Here is a 21,096-nt window from a genome sequence, read left to right as displayed (position 1 = left end):
CCCCCGACCCAGGAAGGAGCAGCATGGAGACCACGGCCACCGTCGCCCGCCACGACCGGGCGGACGCCTCCGTCGGCCGGGCCGTCCTGCGGGGCGCCGGCGCGGTGCTCCTCCTCGGGCTGCTGGTCCTCGCCCTCGCGGTCGCCGTCGTTCCCCGTCTCCTCGGCGGGGCGGCGCTCACCGTCCTGTCCGGGTCGATGGAGCCGACGTACTCCCCGGGGGACGTCGTCGTCGCGGTCCCGCAGGACTCCTACGACGTCGGCGACGTCGTCACCTTCCAGCCCGTCTCCGGCGACCCGAGCCTCGTCACCCACCGCGTGGTCGGCGTGCGGCTCGGCAGCGAGACGCGCTACGTCACGCGGGGGGACGCCAACGGGGCGGACGACGCCCCGATCGTTGCCGACCAGGTCATGGGGCGCGTCGTCTACCACGTGCCCTACCTGGGGCACCTCGCCACCGCGGTCGGTCCCTACCGGGGCCTGATCGTCACCGGCACCGGGTGCCTGCTCATCGGCTACGGCGCCTACCGCGCCCTCTCCGCCCCTCCTGTCGACCGCCGCCGTGGCACGACACCGACCACCAAGGAAGAACCGTGAACCCCCCACCCACCATCCGGCGCACGGCGCTGCCGGTCGTGGCCGTCGCGCTCCTCGCGGGCGTGGCCGGAGCCGGCGGAACCGTCGCGCTCTGGTCCACCGACGAGGGCGCCTCGCCCGCCGAGCTCACCGCCGGTGACCTCGACATCGAGCTCCTCGGCACGGCCGAGTGGCTCGAGACCTCGGCGGACGTCGCCACCGCGCCGCGGCCGATCGACCCCACCGACTTCCTCGCCCGCCCGGGCGACTCGGTGACCCTGACCCAGGACTTCACCACCGAGCTCCAGGGTGACAACCTCACCGGCCTCCTCGGCGTCGACTGGGAGGACGCTCCCTCGCTTCCCGCCGGCGTCACCGCGACCTACGCGGTGCGCGACGCCGGGGGAGCCGCGCTCGCCACCGACGTCCCCGTCGGGACGCGAGCGGCGCTCGACCGGCTCGACGCCGACGACGACGGGCGCAGCGACACGTTCACCATCGAGGTGACCATCGAGCTGGCGCAGGAGATGGCCGACCGGGTGGGCGCGGACGCCGCGCCGCAGGTCGCCCGCCTCGGGGACATCGTCCTCACCCTCGACCAGACCCGTAGCGGGGAGGGGTTCACGTCATGAGCACGACACGTCGCCGAGTGACCGCCACGGTCGCTGCCGCCGGGCTCGTCGGAGCAGCCGTCGGGATCGGCGGGGCCTCCCTCGCCCTGTGGCGCGACAGCGTCGAGGTCGGCGGGGTGGTGAGCACCGGCTACCAGTCCTTCGCCGTCGGCAGCCCGGGTGCCACCGTGGCCGCGCCGTCGGGCACCGCCCGCTTCACCGTCGGCAGCGAGGCCGCCGCCGCGCTCGTGCGCGACGGTGAGGTCGCCGTCCCCGTCCAGGTCGACAGCGTGAGCCAGGGCAACAAGGGGCTGCACTACACCGTGACCCCGCCCGCGAGCTGGGGCGAGGGGGTGCTCGGGGCCTCGGAGGTCCACGTCTTCCGCGTCGACTCGGCCGCGGCCTGCACCACCGAGGCGCTGTCCCCGGACACCGTCCCGGCCCCAGGCCCGCTGTCCTCCACCCCGGTCCCCGCGACCTACACGACCGAGCTCGTGAGCGAGTTCTGGTGCGTCTACGCCTCGTACGACGGGCCGCCCGCCCTCGGGGAGTACGCGAACACCGCGACGGTCACCGCCGTGGCGCCGGGCTCCGAGCAGGTCAGTGACGAGGACGACTGGAACGCCGCCGTCGTCGCCGACCTCGACCCGGCCGACGAGCCCGACCACGTCCTCTCCTTCACCTCGACCACCTTCCGCCCAGGGCAGGAGCCATGAGCCACACACGAGCCGAGCGAGCGTGCCTCACGGGGGCACTGACCCTCCTCCTCGCCGCCACCACCACCGGGACGGCGCAGGCGGCCTACGACGACGTGATCCAGCTGTCGTGGGACGGGGAGACCTACGCGAGCGTGCTGAGCGAGAGCTTCCTCGGCGAGCCCGTCACGGTCCCCGGCGACAGCGCCTCGCGCACCGTCGTCGTGCGCAACGACGGCCCGACCGCGGGCGTGCTGCGGGCGAGCGTCGTCGACGTCGAGCTGCTCGACCCCGAGTCCTCGGACACCCACCACGCGACGGGGGAGGACCAGGGCAGCTTCTACGACGACCTCGTCCTCCACTGGCCGGACGGGGAGGCGACCTTCACCGAGCTCGCCGCCGCGGGCACGACCCCGGTCCTCGAGGTCGTCCTCGACCAGGGGGAGGAGGTGCCGCTCGCCCTGAGCTACGAGCTGCCGGTGGACGCGACCTCCGGCAACACGGCGAACGTCGCGCCCCGCGAGGCGAGCTTCGACGTGCTGTTGGAGATCGGCGGCACCCTGCCCGCCGTCATGGACGAGGAGCAGACGCCGCCGGCGAACTTGGACGGGACGGCCGTGCCGCCTGCCACCCGGCCCCCCGCACAGCTGGGCCAGACCGGCGTGGAGGTGGGCCTGCTCCTCGGCGGCGCCGCGCTCCTCGTCGGGATCGGTGCGGCGGCCCTGCGCCGGGCGCGCCGGTCCGGTCCGCAGACTCCCTGACGGCGCCGCCCCCACCGTCAGGGAACCGGGACGCGCACGCCCGTGGAGCAGGCCCGGTGCTTGTGGTCGGCACCGTGGAAGCCGAGGGCTGCAGCGTCCACGCGGGCGGGACCGTCAGGTCCCGCCCGCGACCCGGGGCGTCGTCACCGTCAGCGCAACGCCGCGAGGTGACGGCAGTGCCGGCTGGAGGGGCCGGCAGGCCGGCTGGAGGGGCCGGCCGCGTCAGGGGCCGCGTGAGGTCGTGCGGCCCCTGACGCGCACCTGCGTCAGCGGCGGCGCAGCGCCTTGTCGACCTCGACCACGGCGAGGACGGCGACCCCGACGGCCAGCGGGACGAGCCACCCGTCCAGCCCCACCGAGGTGGAGCCGAAGGCCGTGTTCATCGCGGGGGTGTAGACGAAGAGCAGCTGCAGGGCCAGCATGACGCCCACGCACACCCAGGAGACGGGGTTGGTGGTGAACAGCTCGCGGCGCAGGCTCGTCGTGCGGCTGAAGCGGCTGGCGAACAGGTAGAAGATCTGCCCGACGACGAGCGTGTTGACCGCGACGGTCCGCGACTCCGCCAGCCCGCTCCCGGAGTCCTCGCCGAGGAGGAAGACGGCGATCGTCCCCCCGCCGATGAGGAGGGAGATGTAGACGATCCGCACGAGCCCTGAGCGGGGGAGGATCGAGCCGCCCGGCGCGCGCGGCGGGCGGTGCATGATGTCGGACTCCGAGGGCTCGAAGGCGAGCGCGAGCGCGAGGGTGACCGCGGTGATCGTGTTGACCCACAGCACCTGGACCGGGGTGAGGGGCAGCGTGAGCCCGAGGACGACGGCGGCGAGGATGACCAGGCCCTGGGCGCCGTTGGTCGGCAGGATGAACACGATCGCCTTGCGGAGGTTGTCGTAGATCGTGCGGCCCATCTCCACGGCCGCCTCGATCGAGGCGAAGTTGTCGTCGGCGAGGACGACGTCGGCCGCCTCCTTCGTCGCCTCGGTGCCCTTGATCCCCATGGCGACCCCGACGTCGGCCCGCTTGAGCGACGGCGCGTCGTTGACGCCGTCGCCGGTCATCGACACGACCTCGCCGTCGGCCTGGAGCGCGCGCACGAGCCGGAGCTTGTGCTCGGGGCTGGTGCGGGCGAAGACGTCGTGCTCCGCGGCGATCGTGCGCAGCTCCTCGTCCGAGGCGCTCTCCAGCCGCGCGCCGGTGACGGCGGGGGCGCCGTCGCCGATGCCCATCTCGCGCGCGATGGCGCTCGCGGTGCCCGCGTGGTCCCCCGTGATCATCTTGACCCGGATCCCCGCCTGGCGGCAGGCGCGGATGGCCTCGACGGCCTCCTCGCGGGGTGGGTCGATGATGCCGTAGAGGCCGAGGAAGACGAGGCCGCCGGCGTCGACGTCCTGCGTGGTCACAGCGGTGGCGCCGGGCTCGGCCCGACGGGCGGCGGCGGCGAGGACCCGCAGTCCCTGGGCGCTGAGCTCGTCGACCTGCCGGTCCCACCAGGCGCGGTCGAGCGGCGCGGTGCCCTCGCCGGCCGACTGGCTGTCGCTGCGGTCCAGCAGCCGGTCCGGCGCGCCCTTGACGTGGACGACGAGACCGTCGGGCGTGTGGTCGAGGGTGGCCATGTACTTGTAGGCGGAGTCGAAGGGCACGGCGGCGACGCGCTCGTCCTCGTCCCCGCGGACACCCGCCTTGAGCGCGAAGGTCCGCACGCCGCCGTCGGTCGGCTCGCCCGAGAGCTGCCACCGCCCGTCCTGGCGCGCGACCGTCGAGTCGTTGGCGCGGGCCGCGACGACGGCGAGGGCGCGCAGGTCGGCGTGCTCGACGGCGCTCACCGGCCGGCCGGCGTGCAGGATGTCGCCCTCGGGCGCGTACCCCGTCCCGGTGACCTCGTAGTGCCCAGCGGGGGTGACGACGGTGCGCACGGTCATCTCGTTGCGGGTGAGGGTGCCGGTCTTGTCGGTGCAGATGACGGTGACCGAGCCGAGCGTCTCCACCGAGGCCATCCGCCGGACGATCGCGTTGCGGCGCGCCATCTGCTGCACGCCCAGGGCCAGGGTGATGGTGAGGACCGCGGGCAGGCCCTCGGGGATGGCGGCGACGGCGAACCCGATCGCCGAGAGGGTGAGCTCCCCGAGCGTGTAGTCGTACAGGAGGGCGCCGAGGCCGAACATGACGAGCGCGAGGACGACGACGGCGAGGGAGAGCTTCTTGCCGAAGGACGTCATCTGGCGGGTGAGCGGAGTCTCGAGGGACTCGACGTCCTCGAGCATCGTCGTGATGTGCCCGATCTCGGTGTCCTCACCGGTGGCCGTGACGACCCCGGTGCCCGAGCCCGCCGCGACGACCGTGCCCGAGAAGGCCATCGACGTGCGGTCGCCGATGCCGGAGTCCGCCGCGACCGGGTCGGGGTCCTTGTCCACCGGTACCGACTCCCCGGTGAGCGCGGACTCCTCGACGCGGAGGTTCGCGGTGGCGGTGAGACGGACGTCGGCCGGCACCTTGTCGCCCGAGGACAGGCGCACGACGTCGCCGGGGACGAGGTCCTCGGCCGGTGCGGTCTGCCACGTGCCGTCGCGCCGCACCTGCGCGTCGAGGGAGAGCATCTCGCGGATGCCCTCGAGCGCGTCCTCGGCCTTGCCCTCCTGGACGAACCCGATGACGGCGTTGATGACGACGACGGAGAGGATGACGATCGTGTCGACGACCTCGCCGAGGACGGTGGTGAGGACCGCCGCCGCGAGCAGCACGTAGATCATCGGGTCCTTGAACTGGCGCAGCAGCCGGCTGAGCGCGGACTCGCGCACGCCCTCGGGCAGGGAGTTCGGGCCGTGCTCCTCGAGCCGGGCCAATGCCTCCTGCCGGGTGAGCCCGGTGCGCAGGTCGGTGCCGAGGGCCGCGACGACGTCCTCGGCGGGGCGGGCGTGGGCGGGCGGGGCCGTCGCGCCGGAGGATTCGGGCTGCTCGGCGGTCGGCGTCATGGTGCCCTCGGTCCGGTCGGGCGGGGGCGGCGCGCTCCCGCTGCACCCATCGTCCCAGCGGGAGGACGAGCGAGCAGCCCGGGGCGGCCCGGGGAAGCGTGAGCGGTGTGTGCCGCGCCACCTGGCTAAAAGTTGCACACGGTGCAGAAGCCAACGGAGACTGACGGCTATGTCCGAACCCGCGGGTCGCCGCGAGCTCAACAAGGCGCGCACCCGCCAGGCCCTCGTCGAGGCCGCCCGCGAGCTCGCGCGCGAGCATGGCCTGGAGGACCTGACCGCGGAGGAGATCGCCGCCCGCGCCGGGGTCTCGCGCCGGACGTTCTTCAACTACTTCCCCGGGATCGAGGGCGTCGTCGCCGCCGGGCTCGCCGAGCCGCTCCAGCGCATCGCCGCCGAGCTCCTCGCCCGCCCGGGGGAGGAGGAGCCACTCACCGCCATCGCCGCCGCGCTGCGCGAGCAGCCCGTGCCCGCCGAGATCCTCCTCGACTGGGCCCCACCCGGACCGGTCCCCGCCGCCCGCGGCCGCGAGCTGCACCTGCGTGTGTGGCGGCATCACGAGGAGTGGCTCGTCGGCGTCCTGCGCGAGCGGCTCGGCGACGACGACGAGCTGCGCGTGCGCACCCTCGCCGCCGCGGTCATGGCGCTCTTCGAGGTGGTCCAGCGGTCCTGGCTGCCCACCGCCGCCGACCTCGCCCCGGACGAGGCCGTCGCCTCCTTCAACGAGGCGCTCCTACGGGCCCTCGCCCACGCCGACGCCGGCTGGCGTCGGCCCACGACCTGACCTCCTACCCCGCAACCCCGGAAGGAACCCCCGTGGCCTCATTCCTCTACCGCGTCGGCCGATGGGCCGCCGAGCACCGGTGGGCGACGATCGTGTCCTGGATCGTCCTCATCGCGCTCGTCGCCACCGGCGCGGCGACGCTCAGCCGCCCGCTGAGCGACGAGTTCACCATCGAGGGCAGCCGCTTCCAGCAGGTCCTGGACCAGCTGCGGGAGGAGATCCCGGAGTCCGCCGGCGGCATCGGCACCGTGACCTTCACCGCGGAGGACGGCTTCACCGACGAGCAGCGCGCGGAGATCGCCGCGCTCGTCGAGGAGTGGACCGCCAGCGACGGCGTCATCGAGGCCACCGACCCGTTCGTCACCCAGGAGCAGCTCGACACCGCGCCCGAGCAGATCGCCCAGGGCCGCGCCGAGCTGGAGACCGGCCGCGCGGGGCTCGAGGCCGGCCGCGCCGAGCTCGACGCCGCCGAGGAGCAGCTGGCCGCCGGCCGCGCCCAGCTCGAGGCAGGTCGCGCCGAGCTCGAGGCGCAGCGCGAGCAGCTCGAGGCCACCGCGGCCCAGCTGCCGCCCGCCGCGCTCGCCCAGGCCGAGCAGCAGCTCGCTGCGGGGGAGCAGCAGCTCACCGCCTCGCAGGCCGAGCTCGACGCCGCCGAGGAGCAGCTGGCCGCCGGCCGCGCCGAGCTCGAGGCCGGGGAGGAGGAGCTCGCCGGCGCCCAGACCCAGCTCGACCAGGCCGAGCGCCTCTCCGAGCTCACCGACGGCGTGCGCCAGGTGTCGGAGGACGGCACCGTCGCCATGGCCCAGATCCGCTTCGACTCCACCGGCGGCTCCCTGGACCCCGAGGTCACCGAGGAGGTCCAGCGCCTCGGGGACGAGCTCACCCCCGCGGGCGTCCAGATCGACTACAGCGCCGAGATCACCACCGACCTCGCCAGCCTCGTCGGCCCCGCCGAGGCGATCGGCGTCGTCGTCGCGGCCGTCGTCCTGCTCGTCCTGCTCGGCTCCCTCGTCGCCGCCGGGCTGCCGCTGATCAACGCCGTCGCGGGCATCGCCGTCGGCCTCGGTGCCGCGCTCACGCTCAGCGCCGTCGTCGAGATGACCAGCGTCTCCCCGGTGCTCGCACTCATGCTCGGGCTCGCCGTCGGCATCGACTACGCGCTGTTCATCATCAACCGCCACCGCGTCCAGCTCGCCCAGGGCATGGCGCTGCGCGACTCCATCGCCCTCGCCACCGGCACCGCAGGCAACGCGGTGACCTTCGCCGGCGGCACCGTCATCATCGCCCTCGCGGCGCTGTCGGTCACCGGCATCGAGTTCCTCGGCGTCATGGGCGTCGTCGCGGCCGGGACGGTCGCCGTCGCCGTGCTCGCCTCGGTCACCCTCACCCCTGCGCTGCTCTCGGTGCTCGGCGACCGGGTGCTGCCCGCCCGCCAGCGCCGCGGGCTCGAGCGCAAGGCCGACAACGACGCGACCCACGGCTGGGCCGCCCGGGTCCAGCGCCGGCCGTGGCTGGCGATCCTCGGCGTCGTGCTCGTCGCCGGCGCGCTGGCGATCCCGGCGCCGCAGCTGCGCCTGGGCCTGCCCGACGGCAGCCAGGAGCCGCCGGAGTCCACCGCCTACCGCACCTTCGACACCATCCGCGACAACTTCGGCGCCGGCGCCAGCGGCCCCGTCATCGCCGTCGCCACCCTCGACGAGCCCGCCGCGGACGACGCGACGGTCACCGAGCTGCAGCTCGACATCGCCGAGGACCTCAAGGCCGTCGAGAACGTCGACTACGTCGTGCCGTTCGGCGTGAGCGAGGACCGCGACACCCTCGCGTTCCAGATCGCGCCCGTCGACGGGCCGTCCGAGGAGTCGACCGTCGAGCTGGTCCACGACCTCATCGACGGCGCCGACGCGCTCGGGGCCGAGCACGGGGTCCAGGTGGGGTACACCGGAGCGACCGTGGCGAACATCGACATCTCCGACCAGCTCGCCGACGCCCTGCCGATCTACCTGCTCATCGTCGTCGGGCTGTCCCTCGTCCTGCTGCTCCTCGTCTTCCGCTCGGTCTGGGTGCCGCTGGTCGCCTCGGTCGGCTTCCTCATCTCCGTGGCGGCCGCCTTCGGCGGGGTCGTGGCGGTCTACCAGCTCGGGTACCTCGCCGGGGTGTTCGACGTCCACGAGGCGGGGCCGATCCTCAGCTTCCTGCCGATCGCCCTCATCGGCGTGCTGTTCGGCCTGGCGATGGACTACCAGGTGTTCCTCGGCTCGGGCATGCGCGAGGCGTTCGTCCACGGCACCCCGGCCCGCCAGGCCGTCGTCGTCGGGTTCAACCACAGCGCCCGCGTCGTCACCGCCGCCGCGATCATCATGGTCTCGGTGTTCTCCGGGTTCGTCTTCGCCGAGCTCACCATGGTCCGCCCGATCGGCTTCGGCCTGGCGCTCGGCATCCTCGTCGACGCCTTCCTCGTGCGCATGACGTTCATCCCGGCCGTGCTCAGCCTCCTCGGCGAGAAGGCCTGGTGGCTGCCGCGGTGGCTCGACAAGATCCTGCCGAACGTCGACGTCGAGGGCGCCAAGCTCGAGCGGCAGCTCGGCACCGGCGTCGCCCCCCAGCAGCACTGACCCGGCCACCGGTCCCCGGCACGCGCCGGGGACTGGTGGACCAGGGGGCGGCGCGGGAGAATCGGCCCGCGAGCCCGGCGCGGGCCGCAGGACGGCAGCGGAAAGGCTTGTTATGGCCGACAGCGCCTGCTACGTCGACGGCGTCCGTACCGACGGCCCCACCGACGCCCCGGGCGAGCGCGGCGCGACGGTCTGGGCGGCGCTGCGCTCACCCACCCCGGTGGAGATCCGCCGGGTGGCCCGCCAGTTCGGCCTCCACGCCCTCACCGAGGAGGACGTCAACGAGGCGCACCAGCGCGCCAAGCTCGAGGTCTACGGCGCGACCCTCGCCGTCGTCCTGCGCACCGCCCGGTACGTCGAGGAGCCGGAGAAGGTCGAGTTCGGTGAGCTCCACGTCGTCACCGGGCCCGGCTTCGTCGTCACCGTCGAGCACGCCGGCACGCCCACCCTCGACGACGTGCGCCGGCGGCTGGAGGCGGACCCGCAGTCCCTGCGCCTCGGCCCGGGCGCCGTCCTCCACGCGGTGCTGGACGACGTCGTCGACCGGTACGGGCCCGTCGTCGCCGGGCTCGAGAACGACATCGACGAGATCGAGGACGAGCTGTTCGACAGCTCACCGACCGTCTCCCGGCGCATCTACGAGCTCTCCCGCGAGGTCATGGCCTTCCAGCGGGCGACCCACCCGCTCGCGGGCGTGCTCGAGCAGCTCGGGGACCACCTCGGGCAGGACGGGGACGTCGAGCTGCGGCACCGGCTGCGCGACGTGCACGACCATGTGCTGCGCGTCGACAGCAGGGTCGAGGCGTTCCGCGTGCTCCTGCAGAACGCGCTCGCCGTCCACGCCACCCTCGTCGCGCAGCAGCAGAACGACGAGATGCGGCGTCTCACCGAGGCGGGGTACCAGCAGAACGAGCAGGTCAAGCGCATCTCGGCGTGGGCCGCCGTCCTCTTCGTCCCCACCCTCGTGGCGACGATCTACGGCATGAACTTCCGGCACATCCCCGAGCTCCGCTGGACCTTCGGCTACCCCCTCGCGCTGCTCGCCATGGTCGTCATCGCGCTCGTGGTCTACCGGATGTTCCGGCGTCGCCACTGGCTGTGACCCCGCGCGACCTGTCGCCGGGAGAAGGGCGCGGGGGCATACTCGCCGCATGACGGCCCCACCGGCGGTGGTCTGGGGACGACGGGTGTGGCTGACGATCGGGGTCGTCATCCTGCTCGTCGCGGCCTGCTACGCCGCCGGCCAGGTGAGCCTCGTCGTCGTCCCGGTCGCCCTCGCCCTGTTCCCCGCGGCGCTGCTCGCCCCGCTCACGGCGCGGCTGCGCGCCACCCGGCTGCCCGACTCCGCCGTCGCCCTCCTGATCCTCCTCCTGCTCCTCGTCGTCCTCGGCGGGGCGGGGGTCTTCATCGGCCGGGCGCTCGCCGAGCAGGCACCGCAGATCGCCGACCACGTGAGCCGCGGGCTGTCGCGGATCGAGGACCGGGTCGACGTCGCCGGGCTGCCCGGCGGGGCGGGCGGCATCGAGGACCTCGCGCGCAAGGCCGGCTCCGCCGTGGCCGGCGGCGGGCTCCTCTCCCGCGGTCTCGGCGCTGCCGAGGAGGCCGGCGCCGTCGCCGCCGGCGCCCTGATCCTCCTCGTCGTGCTCTTCTTCTACGTCAAGGACGGCCGCCGGCTGTGGGTCGCGGTCCTCGACCTCGTCCCCGCCCGCCACCAGGCCCGCGTCGACCAGCTCGGCGCCCAGTCCTTCGCGACCATCGGCTTCTACCTCCGCGGACGGCTCCTCGTCGCCGCGATCGACGCGGTGACCATCGGCGTCGGGCTGTGGATCCTGCAGGTGCCGCTCGCCCTGCCGCTGAGCATGCTCGTCCTGCTCGGCGCCCTCCTGCCGTTCCTCGGCGCGCTGCTCGCGGGCAGCGTCGCGGCCGTCGTCGCTCTCGCCGACCGGGGGTTCGCGGTCGCGATCGCCGTGGTCGTCCTCGTCGTCCTCGTCCAGGAGGTCGAGGCGCACATCCTCACCCCCGTGATCCAGGGACGCGTCGTCTCCCTCCACCCCCTCCTCGTCCTCCTGTCCGTCACCGCCGGCACGGTGCTCCTGGGCATCCTCGGGGCGTTCCTCGCGGTGCCCGTCGCGGCCGTCCTCGCGCGGCTGGTCGACAACCTGCGGGGGCGCCCCGCGCCCACGCGCCGCAGCAGGCGACGGCGGGGGCCACCCGCCGCGGCCACCGGGCCGGCCGAGGCGAGGTCGGGCGGCTGAGGTCGACCATCAGCCGAAATGCTGATGGCGAGGCGCGGCCGCGTCCCTACGCTGGGCCTGACGCCAGCGCCAGAGGAGACCTCGTGCACGAGCCCGACCCCACGCCGACGCCCGACCGCCCGCCCCGCCACCGCGTGGCCCCCGGAGCGCGCACGTACTGGCTGCTGTCGCGCGTCATCGTCCTCCTCCTCGTCCTGGCCGCGACGCTCGTGCCCGCCGCGCTGTGGGAGCCGGGCAGGCCCTGGCTCCTCGGCGGGGCAGCGACGGCGACCGTCCTCCTCCTGCCCGGCGTCCTCCTCGCCCCGTGGCTGCGGTACCGCACCCACCGGTGGGAGGCCACCGGCACCGCCGTCTACTCCCGCACCGGCTGGCTCGGGCGACAGTGGCGCATCGCCCCGCTGTCGCGCGTGCAGACCGTCGAGGCCAGACGCAACCTCCTGCACCGCCTGCTCGGGCTCGCCGCGGTGTCGGTGACGACCGGCTCGGCCCAGGGAGCCGTCGAGATCCAGGGCCTGGAGGCGGCGGCCGCCGAGGACCTCGTCGGACGGCTCACCGACGCCGTCGCGCGCACCCGCGGGGACGCCACGTGAGCGGCGCCGTCGCCGAGGGCGTGGCCGAGTCCGACGACGACCCGGCCGTGCCCTGGCAGCGGCTGGACCCGAGGATCGTGCCCGCCGCGCTCCTGCGCATGCTCGTGCGGCTCGTCCCGGCGGCCACCGGGTGGTGGTTCTTCAACACCGACAACGACCTCGCCCGCTACACGGTCGTCGCCCTGGCCGTCCTCGCCGTCCTCAACCCGCTCAACCAGGCCCTCAACTACCTCAAGGTCCGCTACCGGATCGTCGGGGAGGAGCTCCAGCACACGACCGGGCTCCTCGTGCGCCGCACCAACCGGGTCGCGCTGCACCGCATCCGTACCGTCGACATCACCGCCCCGCTGAGCAACCGCCTCCTCGGCCTGGCCACCCTGCGCGTGGGCACCGGCGGAAACTCCTTCACGATGGAGGGCACCGTCTCCCTCGACGGGCTCCCACGCGCGACCGCGCTCGCGCTGCGCGCCGAGCTGCTGCGCCGGGCGGAGGGGGACGTCGCCTCGGCCGTGGACCCGCGCCTGGCCGGCGTCGCCGGTGAGGAGGTGCAGACGCTGCGCCGGCGCTGGGTCGTCTACCAGATGTTCGGCCTGTGGCTCGTCGCAGGCCCGCTGTCGGTCATCGGCACGATCTACGGCTTCGTCTCCCTGCTGGGCCGCGAGGCGTGGGTCGGGGAGCGGGTCACCACCCTCGCCGAGGGGATGCCGTGGGGTGCGTGGGCGGCGACGTCGCTCGTGCTCCTCGTCCTCATGGGGATCGGCGCCGGCGCCGTCACCTTCGCCGAGGGGTGGTGGGGCTACCGGCTCGTGCGTGAGCCGGGCGGGCGCTTCCTCGCCACCCGTGGGCTGCTCACCACCCGCTCCTTCACCGCCGACCAGGAGCGGCTGCGCGGCGTCAGCGTGTCCCGCCCGCTCCTCACCCGGCTGCTCGGCGGTGCCCGGCTCGCCCCGGTCATGACCGGCGTCAGTCTCCAGCAGATGATGTCCGAGAGCTCGGTCATGCTGCCCGCCACCACCCGCGACGTCGCCGTCCGGCTGGCCAACGTCCTCCTCGGCACCACCGTGCTGGACGCGGACGTACGCCCGGCCGGCGGTCCGCTGCTCGCCCACCCGCCGGTCGCGCGCCGCCGGGCCGTCGTGCGGTACCTGCTCGCCACGGCCGTGCTCGCCGCGGTGCTCGGCGCGGGCGCCGCGTGGGGCTGGTGGAGCGCGTGGCTGCTCGCCGTGCCGGTGGCCCTCGTGCCGGTGTGCGTCGTCGCGGGACGCGCGTACTACCGCGCGCTGGGGCACCGGCTCGACGGCGACTACCTCTACCTGCAGCGCGGTGTCTTCAGCAGGCGCACCGACGTCATCCAGGTGCGCGGCATCAACGGCGCGCGCGTGAGCCAGTCACCCGTCCAGCGGCTGCTCGGGCTGGCCTCCCTCACCGTGACGACGGCCGCGGGGGAGCAGGGGTACGTCGGGGTGGACCTCGCGCTGCGCGACGCCGCGGTTCTGGCTGCGACGGTGACGGGGGAGCGGGTCGTCGCCTGACGGACGCGCGCGGCGTCGCGGCATGGTCAGATGGCCGCCGCCACCTCCCCGACGAGCCGACGCGCGCCGTCCGGGGTGCCGTCGCCACCGCCCCGTGCCGCCTCCGCCAGGGCCGCCACCTGCGCCGCGGCCCGGTCCGCCCCCGCGATGAGCGGTGAGGGGACCCCCGGCGTCGCGCCGATGGCCGAGCCCGGCTGGACATCGCCCGCGGGGATGCCGATGACGACGACGCGCGGGTCGGGCCGGCCCGCGGCGTCGAGCAGGTGGAAGTCCTCGGCACTGACATCGAGGCTGCGGGTCCTCACCGGCGTGCCGTCCGGTCCGGTGGGCGCGTGCAGGCGTGCCCGGCCGGAGTCGAGCAGCGAGCGCAGCAGCGGGTCGTCGGTGACGTCCACGTGCCCCTTGGACATCCGGGTCTCGACGAGCGCGCGCACCCGGTGCTCCCGGCCCACCACCTGGGAGCGGGCGACGAACCGCCCGCCCTCGACCGTGACGGCCAGCCCCTCGCCGAGCAGCGCGACGACGCCGGCCCGCACGAGCGCGAGCAGCTGCGCCGTGCGCTCCGGGGGCGGGCCGGAGGCCAGGGCGAGACCGAGCGCGTCGAACCAGCCGTGCACGTCCGCCGCGACCGACGCGGGGTGGATGGCCCCGGCGCGCACGAGCCGGGCGACCTGGCCGCGCAGCGCGCCCATCGCCCGGTTGACCGCCGCGCGCGGGCTGGTGAGCGGGCGGGTGATCGACTCCTGCTCCGCGGCGACCCAGCGCTCGGTCCATGCCTGCCACTGCTCGGGCGAGGGCAGCCGGACGTCGGGGCGGTCGAGGCGGCCGACCCGGAGCCGCCGGGCCGGGTCGGTGACGACGTCACGCACGAGATCGTCGAGGTCCGCGACGTCGGTGGCCGCGACGCGGGCGAGCAGGTCCGCCGGGAGCTCGCCGTCGTCGTCGGTGAGGGAGGGGACGGCCGCGGGGTGGTGGCGCACGAGCGTGGTGAGGTGCGCGAGGACGAGCTCGCGGGCGAGCTGGGGCCACACGTCGCGGGCGAAGTCCTGGCCGGGAACGGTCGCGGCGGCGGCGAACCACTCCGGCGTCGCGAGGCGTGGGACGTACCGCGGCGGGAAGCCGCCGTACCAGGACTTCGAGCGGTAGGGCAGGCCGCGGCGCGAGCCGACGAGCAGCCGCGGCTCGCGACCGGAGGGCAGGTAGGTGAGGTCGAGGGGGGAGCTGCCGGCGACGAACCGCCCGCCCCGGCCGGCGGTGAGGAGCGCGACGACGTCGAAGAAGTTCGCGCCGAGCCCGGCGACGACGACGTCCTCACCGCCCGGCACGGAGTCCCAGTCCCGCTCGGCGGGCATGCCCGGCTCGACGTAGACGAGCCCGTGGCGGGCCGCCGCAGCGACGCGTCCCTCGGTCTGCGGGGACCGGCGCGCCTGGACCATCCCCTGCGCCAGCACGACCGCCGCCGCCCGGAACCGCCGCCCGTCCGCCAGCCGCACCACCCGCCCCAGGTCCCCCTCCCGCGACAGCGGAGTTTCGCGCGAGAGCCGAGTTTCGCTCGACAGTCGACTTTCGCTCGAGAGTCGAGTTGTGTGCGCGCCGATCGCGCCGTCATCGTCCACCCGCCCCGTCGCCGTCTCGATCTCGACGACCGTGCCGCGGACCGCGATGAGCTCCACCCCGCCACGGGCGAGCACGGCCTCGAGCTGCTCGCGGAAGTACACGCCCTGGAGCCGGCGGGTGGGGTAGGACCACGGCTGCACCGCGGCCGCCTCCTCGGCGACCCAGCCGGGCCGTGGACCCGCGCTCCATCCGGCGGACGGTGGCGCTGTCGTCCGCGGCACGCCGGCGACGACGTCGTTCGCCCACCGCACGAGGTCCGGGCCCGGCGTCACCGGCCCGGACATCGGGGTGGAGTCGTCCGGGTAGATGGTCGTGTGGGCGCTGTAGGTGTTGTTGAGCAGGTGGGCGCTCTGGTCGGTCCGCCAGGTGGCCCCCGCCCCGACCTCCTGCCGGTCGACGACGACGACGCGTAGCGGCCGGTCTGCCGACCGGCGGGCCGTGAGCCGCTCGACGAGGGAGACAGCGCGCGGCCCGGCACCGACGACGACGACGTCGACGTCGGTCACGTCCCGGTCGTCGACGCCGGGTGCCGAGGCATGCGGAACTCCGCTGTCGCGCGCAAGTCGGCTGTCGCGCGGAAGTCGGCTGTCGTGCGGAAGTCGGCTGTCGCGGGGGAGGGGGGCGGCGGCGGGGGGCGGGGTCATGCGAGGGGTCCGAGGACGGGGCGGACCTGGGTCTGGCCGGCGTCGTGGAGCACCTCGACGGGCAGGCCGTAGACGCGGCCGAGCAGCTCGGCGTCGTACGCCTCGGTCGCCGGCCCGTCGGCCACGAGACGCCCGCCGCTGAGCAGCACCACCTGCTGGCAGAACGTCGCCGCGTGGTTGAGGTCGTGGATCGCGATGAGCGCGGCCACCCCCTCCTCCCGGGCCACCTGCCGCACGATCTGCAGCGTCTCCACCTGGTAGCGCAGGTCGAGGGCGGAGGTCGGCTCGTCGAGCAGCAGCACCCGGGGCTCCTGGGCCAGCGCCCTGGCGATGAGGACGCGCTGGGCCTGCCCGCCGGACAGGTCCGACAGCCGCCGCTCGGCCAGCTCGGTGAGCCCGAGCCGCGCGACGGCACTCTCGACCACGGCGAGGTCGCGCGCCGCCGGGCGCATCCCCATGTGCGGGGTGCGCCCGAGCGTCACGGCCTCGCGCACCGTGAGCTCGAAGGGCACCTCGCTCGACTGCGGGACGTACGCGACGACCTTCGCCCGCTCGCGCGGCCGCATCCGCAGCAGGTCGGTGTGGCCGAGGCGCACCGACCCGTGCCGGGTGCGCAGCACGCCCGCGAGGATCTTCGTCAGCGTCGACTTCCCCGAGCCGTTCGGCCCGAGCAGCGCGCACACGGTCCCCGGCGCGACGTCGAGGTCGATCCCGCGCAGCACCTGGTGGCGCCCGTAGGCGAACTCGACGTCGCGGATGCGCAGGCCCGCGGGAGGTGCGGGGACGGCGCCGTCGGCCGTCGTCGTCCGGTCGTGGACAGCGGTCACTTCGCGGCCCTCCTCGTCATGATGAGGTAGATGAACACGGGGGCGCCGAGCATCGCGACGACGATCCCGACGGGGACCACCGACGGCGCGACGACGGTGCGGCCGATGGTGTCGGCGGCGACGAGCAGCACCCCGCCCGACAGCGCCGAGAGCGGCAGCAGGTACTGGTGGTCGGCGCCGATGACGAGCCGGGCGATGTGCGGACCGACGAGCCCGACGAAGCCGATGACCCCGCACAGCGAGACCGCCACCGACGCGAGCAGCACCGACACGAGGATGAGCCCCACCCGCACGACGGTGACGTTGACGCCGAGGGAACGAGCGGCGTCGTCGCCGGCGAAGGCGATGGCGTTCATGTCCTTCGCGAACCACAGCAGCAGCGGCAGGAGCACGACGACGACGGCGCCCATGATCCGCACCTCGTTCCACGTCGCGTCGTTGACCGAGCCGAGCGTCCAGCGCACGATCGCCTGCAGCGTGTTCTCGTTCGCGATGTACTGCAGGCCCGCGGTGAGCGCCTCGAAGAGCTGGGTGACGGCGATCCCGAGGAGCAGGAGCGTCGCGACCGCCATCTTGCGCGCCGAGGCGAGGCCCAGGACGAGCATCGTCACGAGCCCCGCCGCGACGAGCGCGGAGAGGATGACGACCGGGTTGGACGAGGCGACCCCGCCCCCGCCGAGGAGGATCGCGAGCGAGGCGCCGAACGCCGCCGCCGGGGAGACCCCGAGGGTGAACGGGCTGACCAGCGGGTTGCGCAGGAGCCCCTGCATGACGGCGCCGGCGACCGACAGGCCCGCGCCGGCGGCGAGGGCGAGCAGCGCCCGCGGCAGCCGCAGGTCGGCGACGATCCCGTAGGCGCGGACGAACTCGGGCTCGATCGTGCCGCCGACGACGCGCAACCACAGCACGCGCAGCGCGTCGCCGACGCCGACGCCGCTCGTGCCGACCACCGTCGACCCGGCGACGACGGCGACCGTGAGCACGACCGAGACGGCGAGCACGAGCAGCCGGTGGTTGCCCAGCGCCCGGCGCAGCCCGCGGACGGGGGCCTCCGGCGCGTCGAGCCCGGTCCGTCCCGGCCGCTCCCCACCGTCGCCGACGGCGGGATCCTGCTCGCGGGCGCGCACGACCCGGCTGTCGGCGGGAGGAGGCGCCGCCGCGGTGCCGGCGCGCGTCATCGGGCGGTCCCGACGGTGACGTACGGCGCGTCGCCGGGGTAGTCGGCCAGACCCTGGAACTCCGTCGCCCACCGCTCGAGGTAGTCGGCGGGGTCGAGGTCGGCGAACTGCTCGGGGTGCAGCCAGCTCGCGAGGTAGGCCGTGGCGATCGCCTTGGACAGGCCCGACGTCGCCCAGCCGTTCGTCACGTAGACCTCACCGGACTGCACCGCGCCGATGCCGGACCAGCCCGGACGGGCGGGGATCCCGGAGACGACGGCGGCGACCTCCTCCTCGCCGTACGGCTCGGCCGACGGCGGCATCTCGTGGACGATGACTGCCGGGTCGCGCTCGACGACGGACGCCGGGTCGATGGTGATCTCGTGCTGCGCGTCGCCGCCCTCGATGTCCCCGAAGACGTTCGTGCCCCCGGCGGCGGTGATGACCTGGTCGAAGCCGGAGCCGGGCAGCGCGGTGATGTAGGGCTGGTCGGTCTCCCAGTAGACGGGGACCGGCTCGGTGCCCTCGACGCGCGCGGCGACCTCGGTGACGATCTCCTCGTGGAAGTCGCGCACCCGCTGGGCGCCGTCGGGCTCGCCGAAGACCTCCCCGAGGATGTCGATGGTCTCCTCGAAGACGTCGATGTCCCACGACGTCACGACGACCACCGGGATGCCGAAGTCCGCGAGCTGGTCGGCGGCCTCCTGCCACACGCCGTTGCGGGGGATGATCGCGACGTCGGGGTCGAGCGCGACGATCGCCTCGTAGTTGAGCTCGCCGATGCTCTCACCGACGACGTCCGACTCCTCGAACCCGAGGTAGGGCACCCGGTTGACGGTGCCGCGGTCGACGCCGACGACGCGGTCACCCGCGCCGATCGCCTCGACGAACTCGTTGTTGTAGGACAGCGTGACGACGGCGCGCTCGACGGTGCCCTCGATCGTCACCTCGCGGCCCTGGTCGTCGACGACGGTGATGTCGCCGCCGGCGTCGGCGGTGGCGCCGGTGGTCGCACCGGTGGTCGCACCGGTTGTCGCGCCGTCGGCGACCTCGACCTGGCCGCAGGCGGCGAGGGACAGGGCCGAGGTCAGCAGGACGGCGGTGAGGACGGTGCGCTTCATCGGGGGTCTCCGGTGGTCGGGGTGGTGGTGGGGCCGGCGTGCGGAACTCCGCTGTCGTGCGGAACTCCGCTGTCGTGCGGAACTCCGCTGTCGTGCGGAACTCCGCTGTCGGCGGGGGTGTGCGGCTCGCCGAGGGTGAGCATGAGGCGGTTGGCCCAGGAGAAGAACGCGACCGAGAGGACGAGGTCGAGGAGCTCGAGCGGCTCCAGCCCCAGGTCGCGCAGCCGCTCGACCTGCGCCGATGTCGCCCGCGAGGGTGAGGCGGCCAGGGCGGCGGCGAGGTCGACGACCGCCGCCCACCGCTCGTCCTGCCCGGCGCTGAGCGCGGACAGGTCACCGGGCGCCCACGCCGGGCCGCGCGTCACCTCGGCGGCGAGGAGCCGGTCGACGTCCTGCGGCCGCTTGCTCAGCTGCGCGGCCTTCCGGGCGTGCACCGACGCGCAGAAGACGCAGTCGTTGACCTTGCTCGTCACGGCGGCGGCGAGCTCGCGCTCGGCGCGCGGCAGGCCGAGGCGGGTGAGGAAGACGGCGTGGTCGATCTGGGTGCGCGCGGTGAGCACGCCGGTCTGCCGGGCGAGCAGGCGGAAGTAGGCGCCCTCGCTCTTGCCGGCGAACGCGGCGCGGTGGTCCTCGGTGAGCTCCTCGACGGGGATCGGCTCGACCCAGGGCAGCCAGCCGAGCAGGTCGCGGGTGAAGGCCCGGGGCGCGGGCAGCCCGTTCGGTGCGGTGTCCGGGGCGTAGGCGCGGCGGGCGGCGAGGTCGTCGGGCAGCGGGGCTCCGCCGGCCGGGGCGCCGTCGTCGTGCCCGGAGAGCAGCCGCAGGCCGGTGACGAGCCGCGCCTCGTAGGCGGTGACGGCGACGACCTGCGCGAGGAGGACGACGCCGTCGGCGTCGAGGCCCGCCTCGGCGAGGGCGGCGACGTCCTCGGGGGTGACGAGCGCCGGCGCGAGGCTGAGCAGGTCGGCGTGCCGGACGAGGGCGGCCACCGACGGGTCGGCGGTGGCGACCGTGAGGTCGACGGCGTCGGGTCCCCGGTGGTGGTCGGCGAGCGGGCCGGCCCCGTGCTGCTCGGCGACGCGCGCGGCGATCGCCCGGCGCAGGGCGGGGGACAGGCGGCCCGGGTCGGTGAAGAGGCGGTCGTGGGCCTGCTGGGTGTGGTGGACGACGTCGGGCTTGGCGAGCCGCGCGGCGGCGGTCTCCTCGTCGAGCTCGGCGAGGGCGCCGACGACGTCGGTGCGGATCTGGTGGACGGTCGCGGTCATGGGTGCTCCAGAAAACGGGTGCGCGGACGCGCACGGCGGAGGTCACCGTCGCCACCGCCCGGGGTGCGGGGGTGCGCGAGCGGACCTCACGGGTGGGTCGGGGACGGCCGGCGCGGACGATCCGCGCAGGCGCGAGGGACCGGGCCGCACGAGGGCGGCCGGGTGAGGCGGGCGGGGTCGGTGTCCCGCGGGATCAGCGCCTCAGGCGGGACGACAACACATCGACGCGACGGTGCGCCGACACATGCACACGGACGGGCGCGGCGCGAGAAGCTGCCTGGCACTCGTGTGCACGGTCATGGTGTGTCCTCCACCTCGCGGAGCGGCTCCGCGCATCGACTCGGGGCACCAGACGGTGACCCCGACGCGAACGACGCTACGACACGACGGTTGACCCGCCAACCCCTCTCGGGGCCGTGTTCCACCAGGCGAGACGCCGACGTGCGTGACCCGCGCCTGGCGGACTCGACGAGATCGCCGCACGCCTCCGGGCAGGCAGCTCGGCGTCGTCCTTGTTCAGAGTCCCCGGGACGCGCAAGCTAGCCGCGCTCGCGGGTGAACAGGGCGGCCATCCGCTCGAGGCACTGCTCCTGCCCCGTGCGGGACAGGGCGGCGGCCTCGGCCCCGAGGTAACCCCGCTCGGTCACGGTCACCCGCGTGCGCCCACCGGAGAGCGGCTCGAGGACCACGACGTGCGGCACCTCCTCAGGCACGCCCGGGGGGATCCCCGCCTCGAGTGGCGAGATGTACGCGCCGTCGGCGTCGGTGAAGGTGCTGACGAACTCCAGCCGGGACGGCACGTCGACGGTCCCGTAGGTCCACCGGTTGTGCGTGAGCCCGCCGCCGTACTGGGGCGGTGCCTGCATGCTCACCAGGGCCGAGCCGCCCTCGCGCAGGTCCACCTCGGCCCGCGGGCAGGAGAACCCGGTCGGTCCCCACCACCGCCGCACGAGGTCGGGCTCCGACCACGCCCGCCACACCTCCTCCGGAGGCGCGTCGATCTCGCGCGAGACGCGGAAGGTCCCCTCCTCGTCCATCGTCCTCACCATCCTCCCGGTCGTGTCCGTCCGCCCGTCCCACCCGTTGCAGA

The 21,096-nt window shown here is 74.7% G+C and carries 17 protein-coding genes; 10 read left to right on the top strand and 7 right to left on the bottom strand.

All coding sequences use genetic code 11. The annotated features are described in order from the left end of the window. Positions 1 to 23: 23 nt before the first annotated feature. From FE251_RS11780 to FE251_RS11765, 4 genes are read left to right on the top strand one after another with little or no spacing between them, the layout of a single operon-like run. Positions 24 to 596, top strand: a complete 573-nt coding sequence (locus FE251_RS11780) for a signal peptidase I (protein WP_139948878.1) — start codon at positions 24 to 26, stop codon at positions 594 to 596. Then, positions 593 to 1,207 (top strand): alternate-type signal peptide domain-containing protein, encoded by a 615-nt coding sequence (locus FE251_RS11775; protein WP_168202722.1) that lies wholly within the window; start codon positions 593 to 595, stop codon positions 1,205 to 1,207. Before FE251_RS11780 ends, FE251_RS11775 begins: the two co-directional genes overlap by 4 nt. Then, positions 1,204 to 1,902 (top strand): hypothetical protein, encoded by a 699-nt coding sequence (locus tag FE251_RS11770; RefSeq protein ID WP_139948877.1) that lies wholly within the window; start codon positions 1,204 to 1,206, stop codon positions 1,900 to 1,902. Before FE251_RS11775 ends, FE251_RS11770 begins: the two co-directional genes overlap by 4 nt. After that, positions 1,899 to 2,642: a hypothetical protein gene (locus tag FE251_RS11765; protein ID WP_139948876.1), complete on the top strand. Its 744-nt coding sequence runs from the start codon at positions 1,899 to 1,901 to the stop codon at positions 2,640 to 2,642. Before FE251_RS11770 ends, FE251_RS11765 begins: the two co-directional genes overlap by 4 nt. Before the next feature lie 266 nt (positions 2,643 to 2,908). Here FE251_RS11765 and FE251_RS11760 read toward each other — a convergent pair whose 3' ends face one another. Next, entirely contained in the window at positions 2,909 to 5,608 is a 2,700-nt protein-coding gene (locus tag FE251_RS11760; RefSeq protein WP_139948875.1) for a cation-transporting P-type ATPase, read from the bottom strand. 169 nt (positions 5,609 to 5,777) lie between these two features. Here FE251_RS11760 and FE251_RS11755 point away from each other — a divergent pair, with 169 nt between their 5' ends. The 6 genes from FE251_RS11755 to FE251_RS11730 all read left to right on the top strand — a co-directional run bounded on the left by FE251_RS11755 (position 5,778) and on the right by FE251_RS11730 (position 13,378). Beyond that, positions 5,778 to 6,389, top strand: a complete 612-nt coding sequence (locus FE251_RS11755) for a TetR/AcrR family transcriptional regulator (RefSeq protein WP_168202721.1) — start codon at positions 5,778 to 5,780, stop codon at positions 6,387 to 6,389. A gap of 32 nt (positions 6,390 to 6,421) precedes the next feature. Continuing rightward, positions 6,422 to 9,001: an MMPL family transporter gene (locus FE251_RS11750; RefSeq protein ID WP_139948873.1), complete on the top strand. Its 2,580-nt coding sequence runs from the start codon at positions 6,422 to 6,424 to the stop codon at positions 8,999 to 9,001. A 112-nt stretch (positions 9,002 to 9,113) separates the two neighbouring features. Next, complete coding sequence (locus tag FE251_RS11745) at positions 9,114 to 10,103, top strand: magnesium and cobalt transport protein CorA (RefSeq protein WP_139948872.1); 990 nt, start codon at positions 9,114 to 9,116, stop codon at positions 10,101 to 10,103. A gap of 49 nt (positions 10,104 to 10,152) precedes the next feature. After that, a complete protein-coding gene (locus FE251_RS11740; RefSeq protein ID WP_139948871.1) occupies positions 10,153 to 11,256 on the top strand; it encodes an AI-2E family transporter in 1,104 nt (367 codons plus the stop codon). An 83-nt stretch (positions 11,257 to 11,339) separates the two neighbouring features. Beyond that, positions 11,340 to 11,846 carry a PH domain-containing protein gene (locus tag FE251_RS11735; protein ID WP_139071426.1) on the top strand — a complete coding sequence of 169 codons (507 nt, stop codon included), beginning with the start codon at positions 11,340 to 11,342 and terminating at the stop codon, positions 11,844 to 11,846. Beyond that, positions 11,843 to 13,378, top strand: coding sequence for a PH domain-containing protein (locus FE251_RS11730; protein WP_139071425.1), 1,536 nt, complete (start codon positions 11,843 to 11,845; stop codon positions 13,376 to 13,378). The genes FE251_RS11735 and FE251_RS11730 overlap by 4 nt, the downstream gene beginning before the upstream one ends. A 26-nt stretch (positions 13,379 to 13,404) precedes the next feature. On the opposite strand, the gene FE251_RS11725 is transcribed toward FE251_RS11730, so the two are convergent. From FE251_RS11725 to FE251_RS11700, 6 genes are all read right to left on the bottom strand, one after another. Further along, complete coding sequence (locus FE251_RS11725) at positions 13,405 to 15,501, bottom strand: FAD/NAD(P)-binding protein (protein WP_230976418.1); 2,097 nt, start codon at positions 15,499 to 15,501, stop codon at positions 13,405 to 13,407. 134 nt (positions 15,502 to 15,635) lie between these two features. Continuing rightward, the gene (locus tag FE251_RS11720) at positions 15,636 to 16,466 is read right to left on the bottom strand and encodes an ABC transporter ATP-binding protein (RefSeq protein ID WP_230976417.1); all 831 of its coding nucleotides are present in this window, start codon (positions 16,464 to 16,466) and stop codon (positions 15,636 to 15,638) included. Further along, complete coding sequence (locus tag FE251_RS11715) at positions 16,463 to 17,644, bottom strand: FecCD family ABC transporter permease (protein WP_139071424.1); 1,182 nt, start codon at positions 17,642 to 17,644, stop codon at positions 16,463 to 16,465. The genes FE251_RS11720 and FE251_RS11715 overlap by 4 nt, the downstream gene beginning before the upstream one ends. After that, the gene (locus tag FE251_RS11710; protein ID WP_139948869.1) at positions 17,641 to 18,744 is read right to left on the bottom strand and encodes an ABC transporter substrate-binding protein; all 1,104 of its coding nucleotides are present in this window, start codon (positions 18,742 to 18,744) and stop codon (positions 17,641 to 17,643) included. The genes FE251_RS11715 and FE251_RS11710 overlap by 4 nt, the downstream gene beginning before the upstream one ends. Further along, entirely contained in the window at positions 18,741 to 20,006 is a 1,266-nt protein-coding gene (locus tag FE251_RS11705) for a peroxidase-related enzyme (RefSeq protein ID WP_139948868.1), read from the bottom strand. The genes FE251_RS11710 and FE251_RS11705 overlap by 4 nt, the downstream gene beginning before the upstream one ends. Positions 20,007 to 20,545: 539 nt before the next feature. Then, a complete protein-coding gene (locus FE251_RS11700) occupies positions 20,546 to 21,043 on the bottom strand; it encodes an SRPBCC family protein (protein WP_218013589.1) in 498 nt (165 codons plus the stop codon). Positions 21,044 to 21,096: the final 53 nt, after the last annotated feature.

Origin of the sequence: Georgenia wutianyii, assembly GCF_006349365.1 — a bacterium.
Lineage (GTDB): Bacteria > Actinomycetota > Actinomycetes > Actinomycetales > Actinomycetaceae > Oceanitalea > Oceanitalea wutianyii.
Note: the sequence above shows the minus strand (reverse complement) of the source record. Positions and strands in the feature narration are given on the sequence as shown.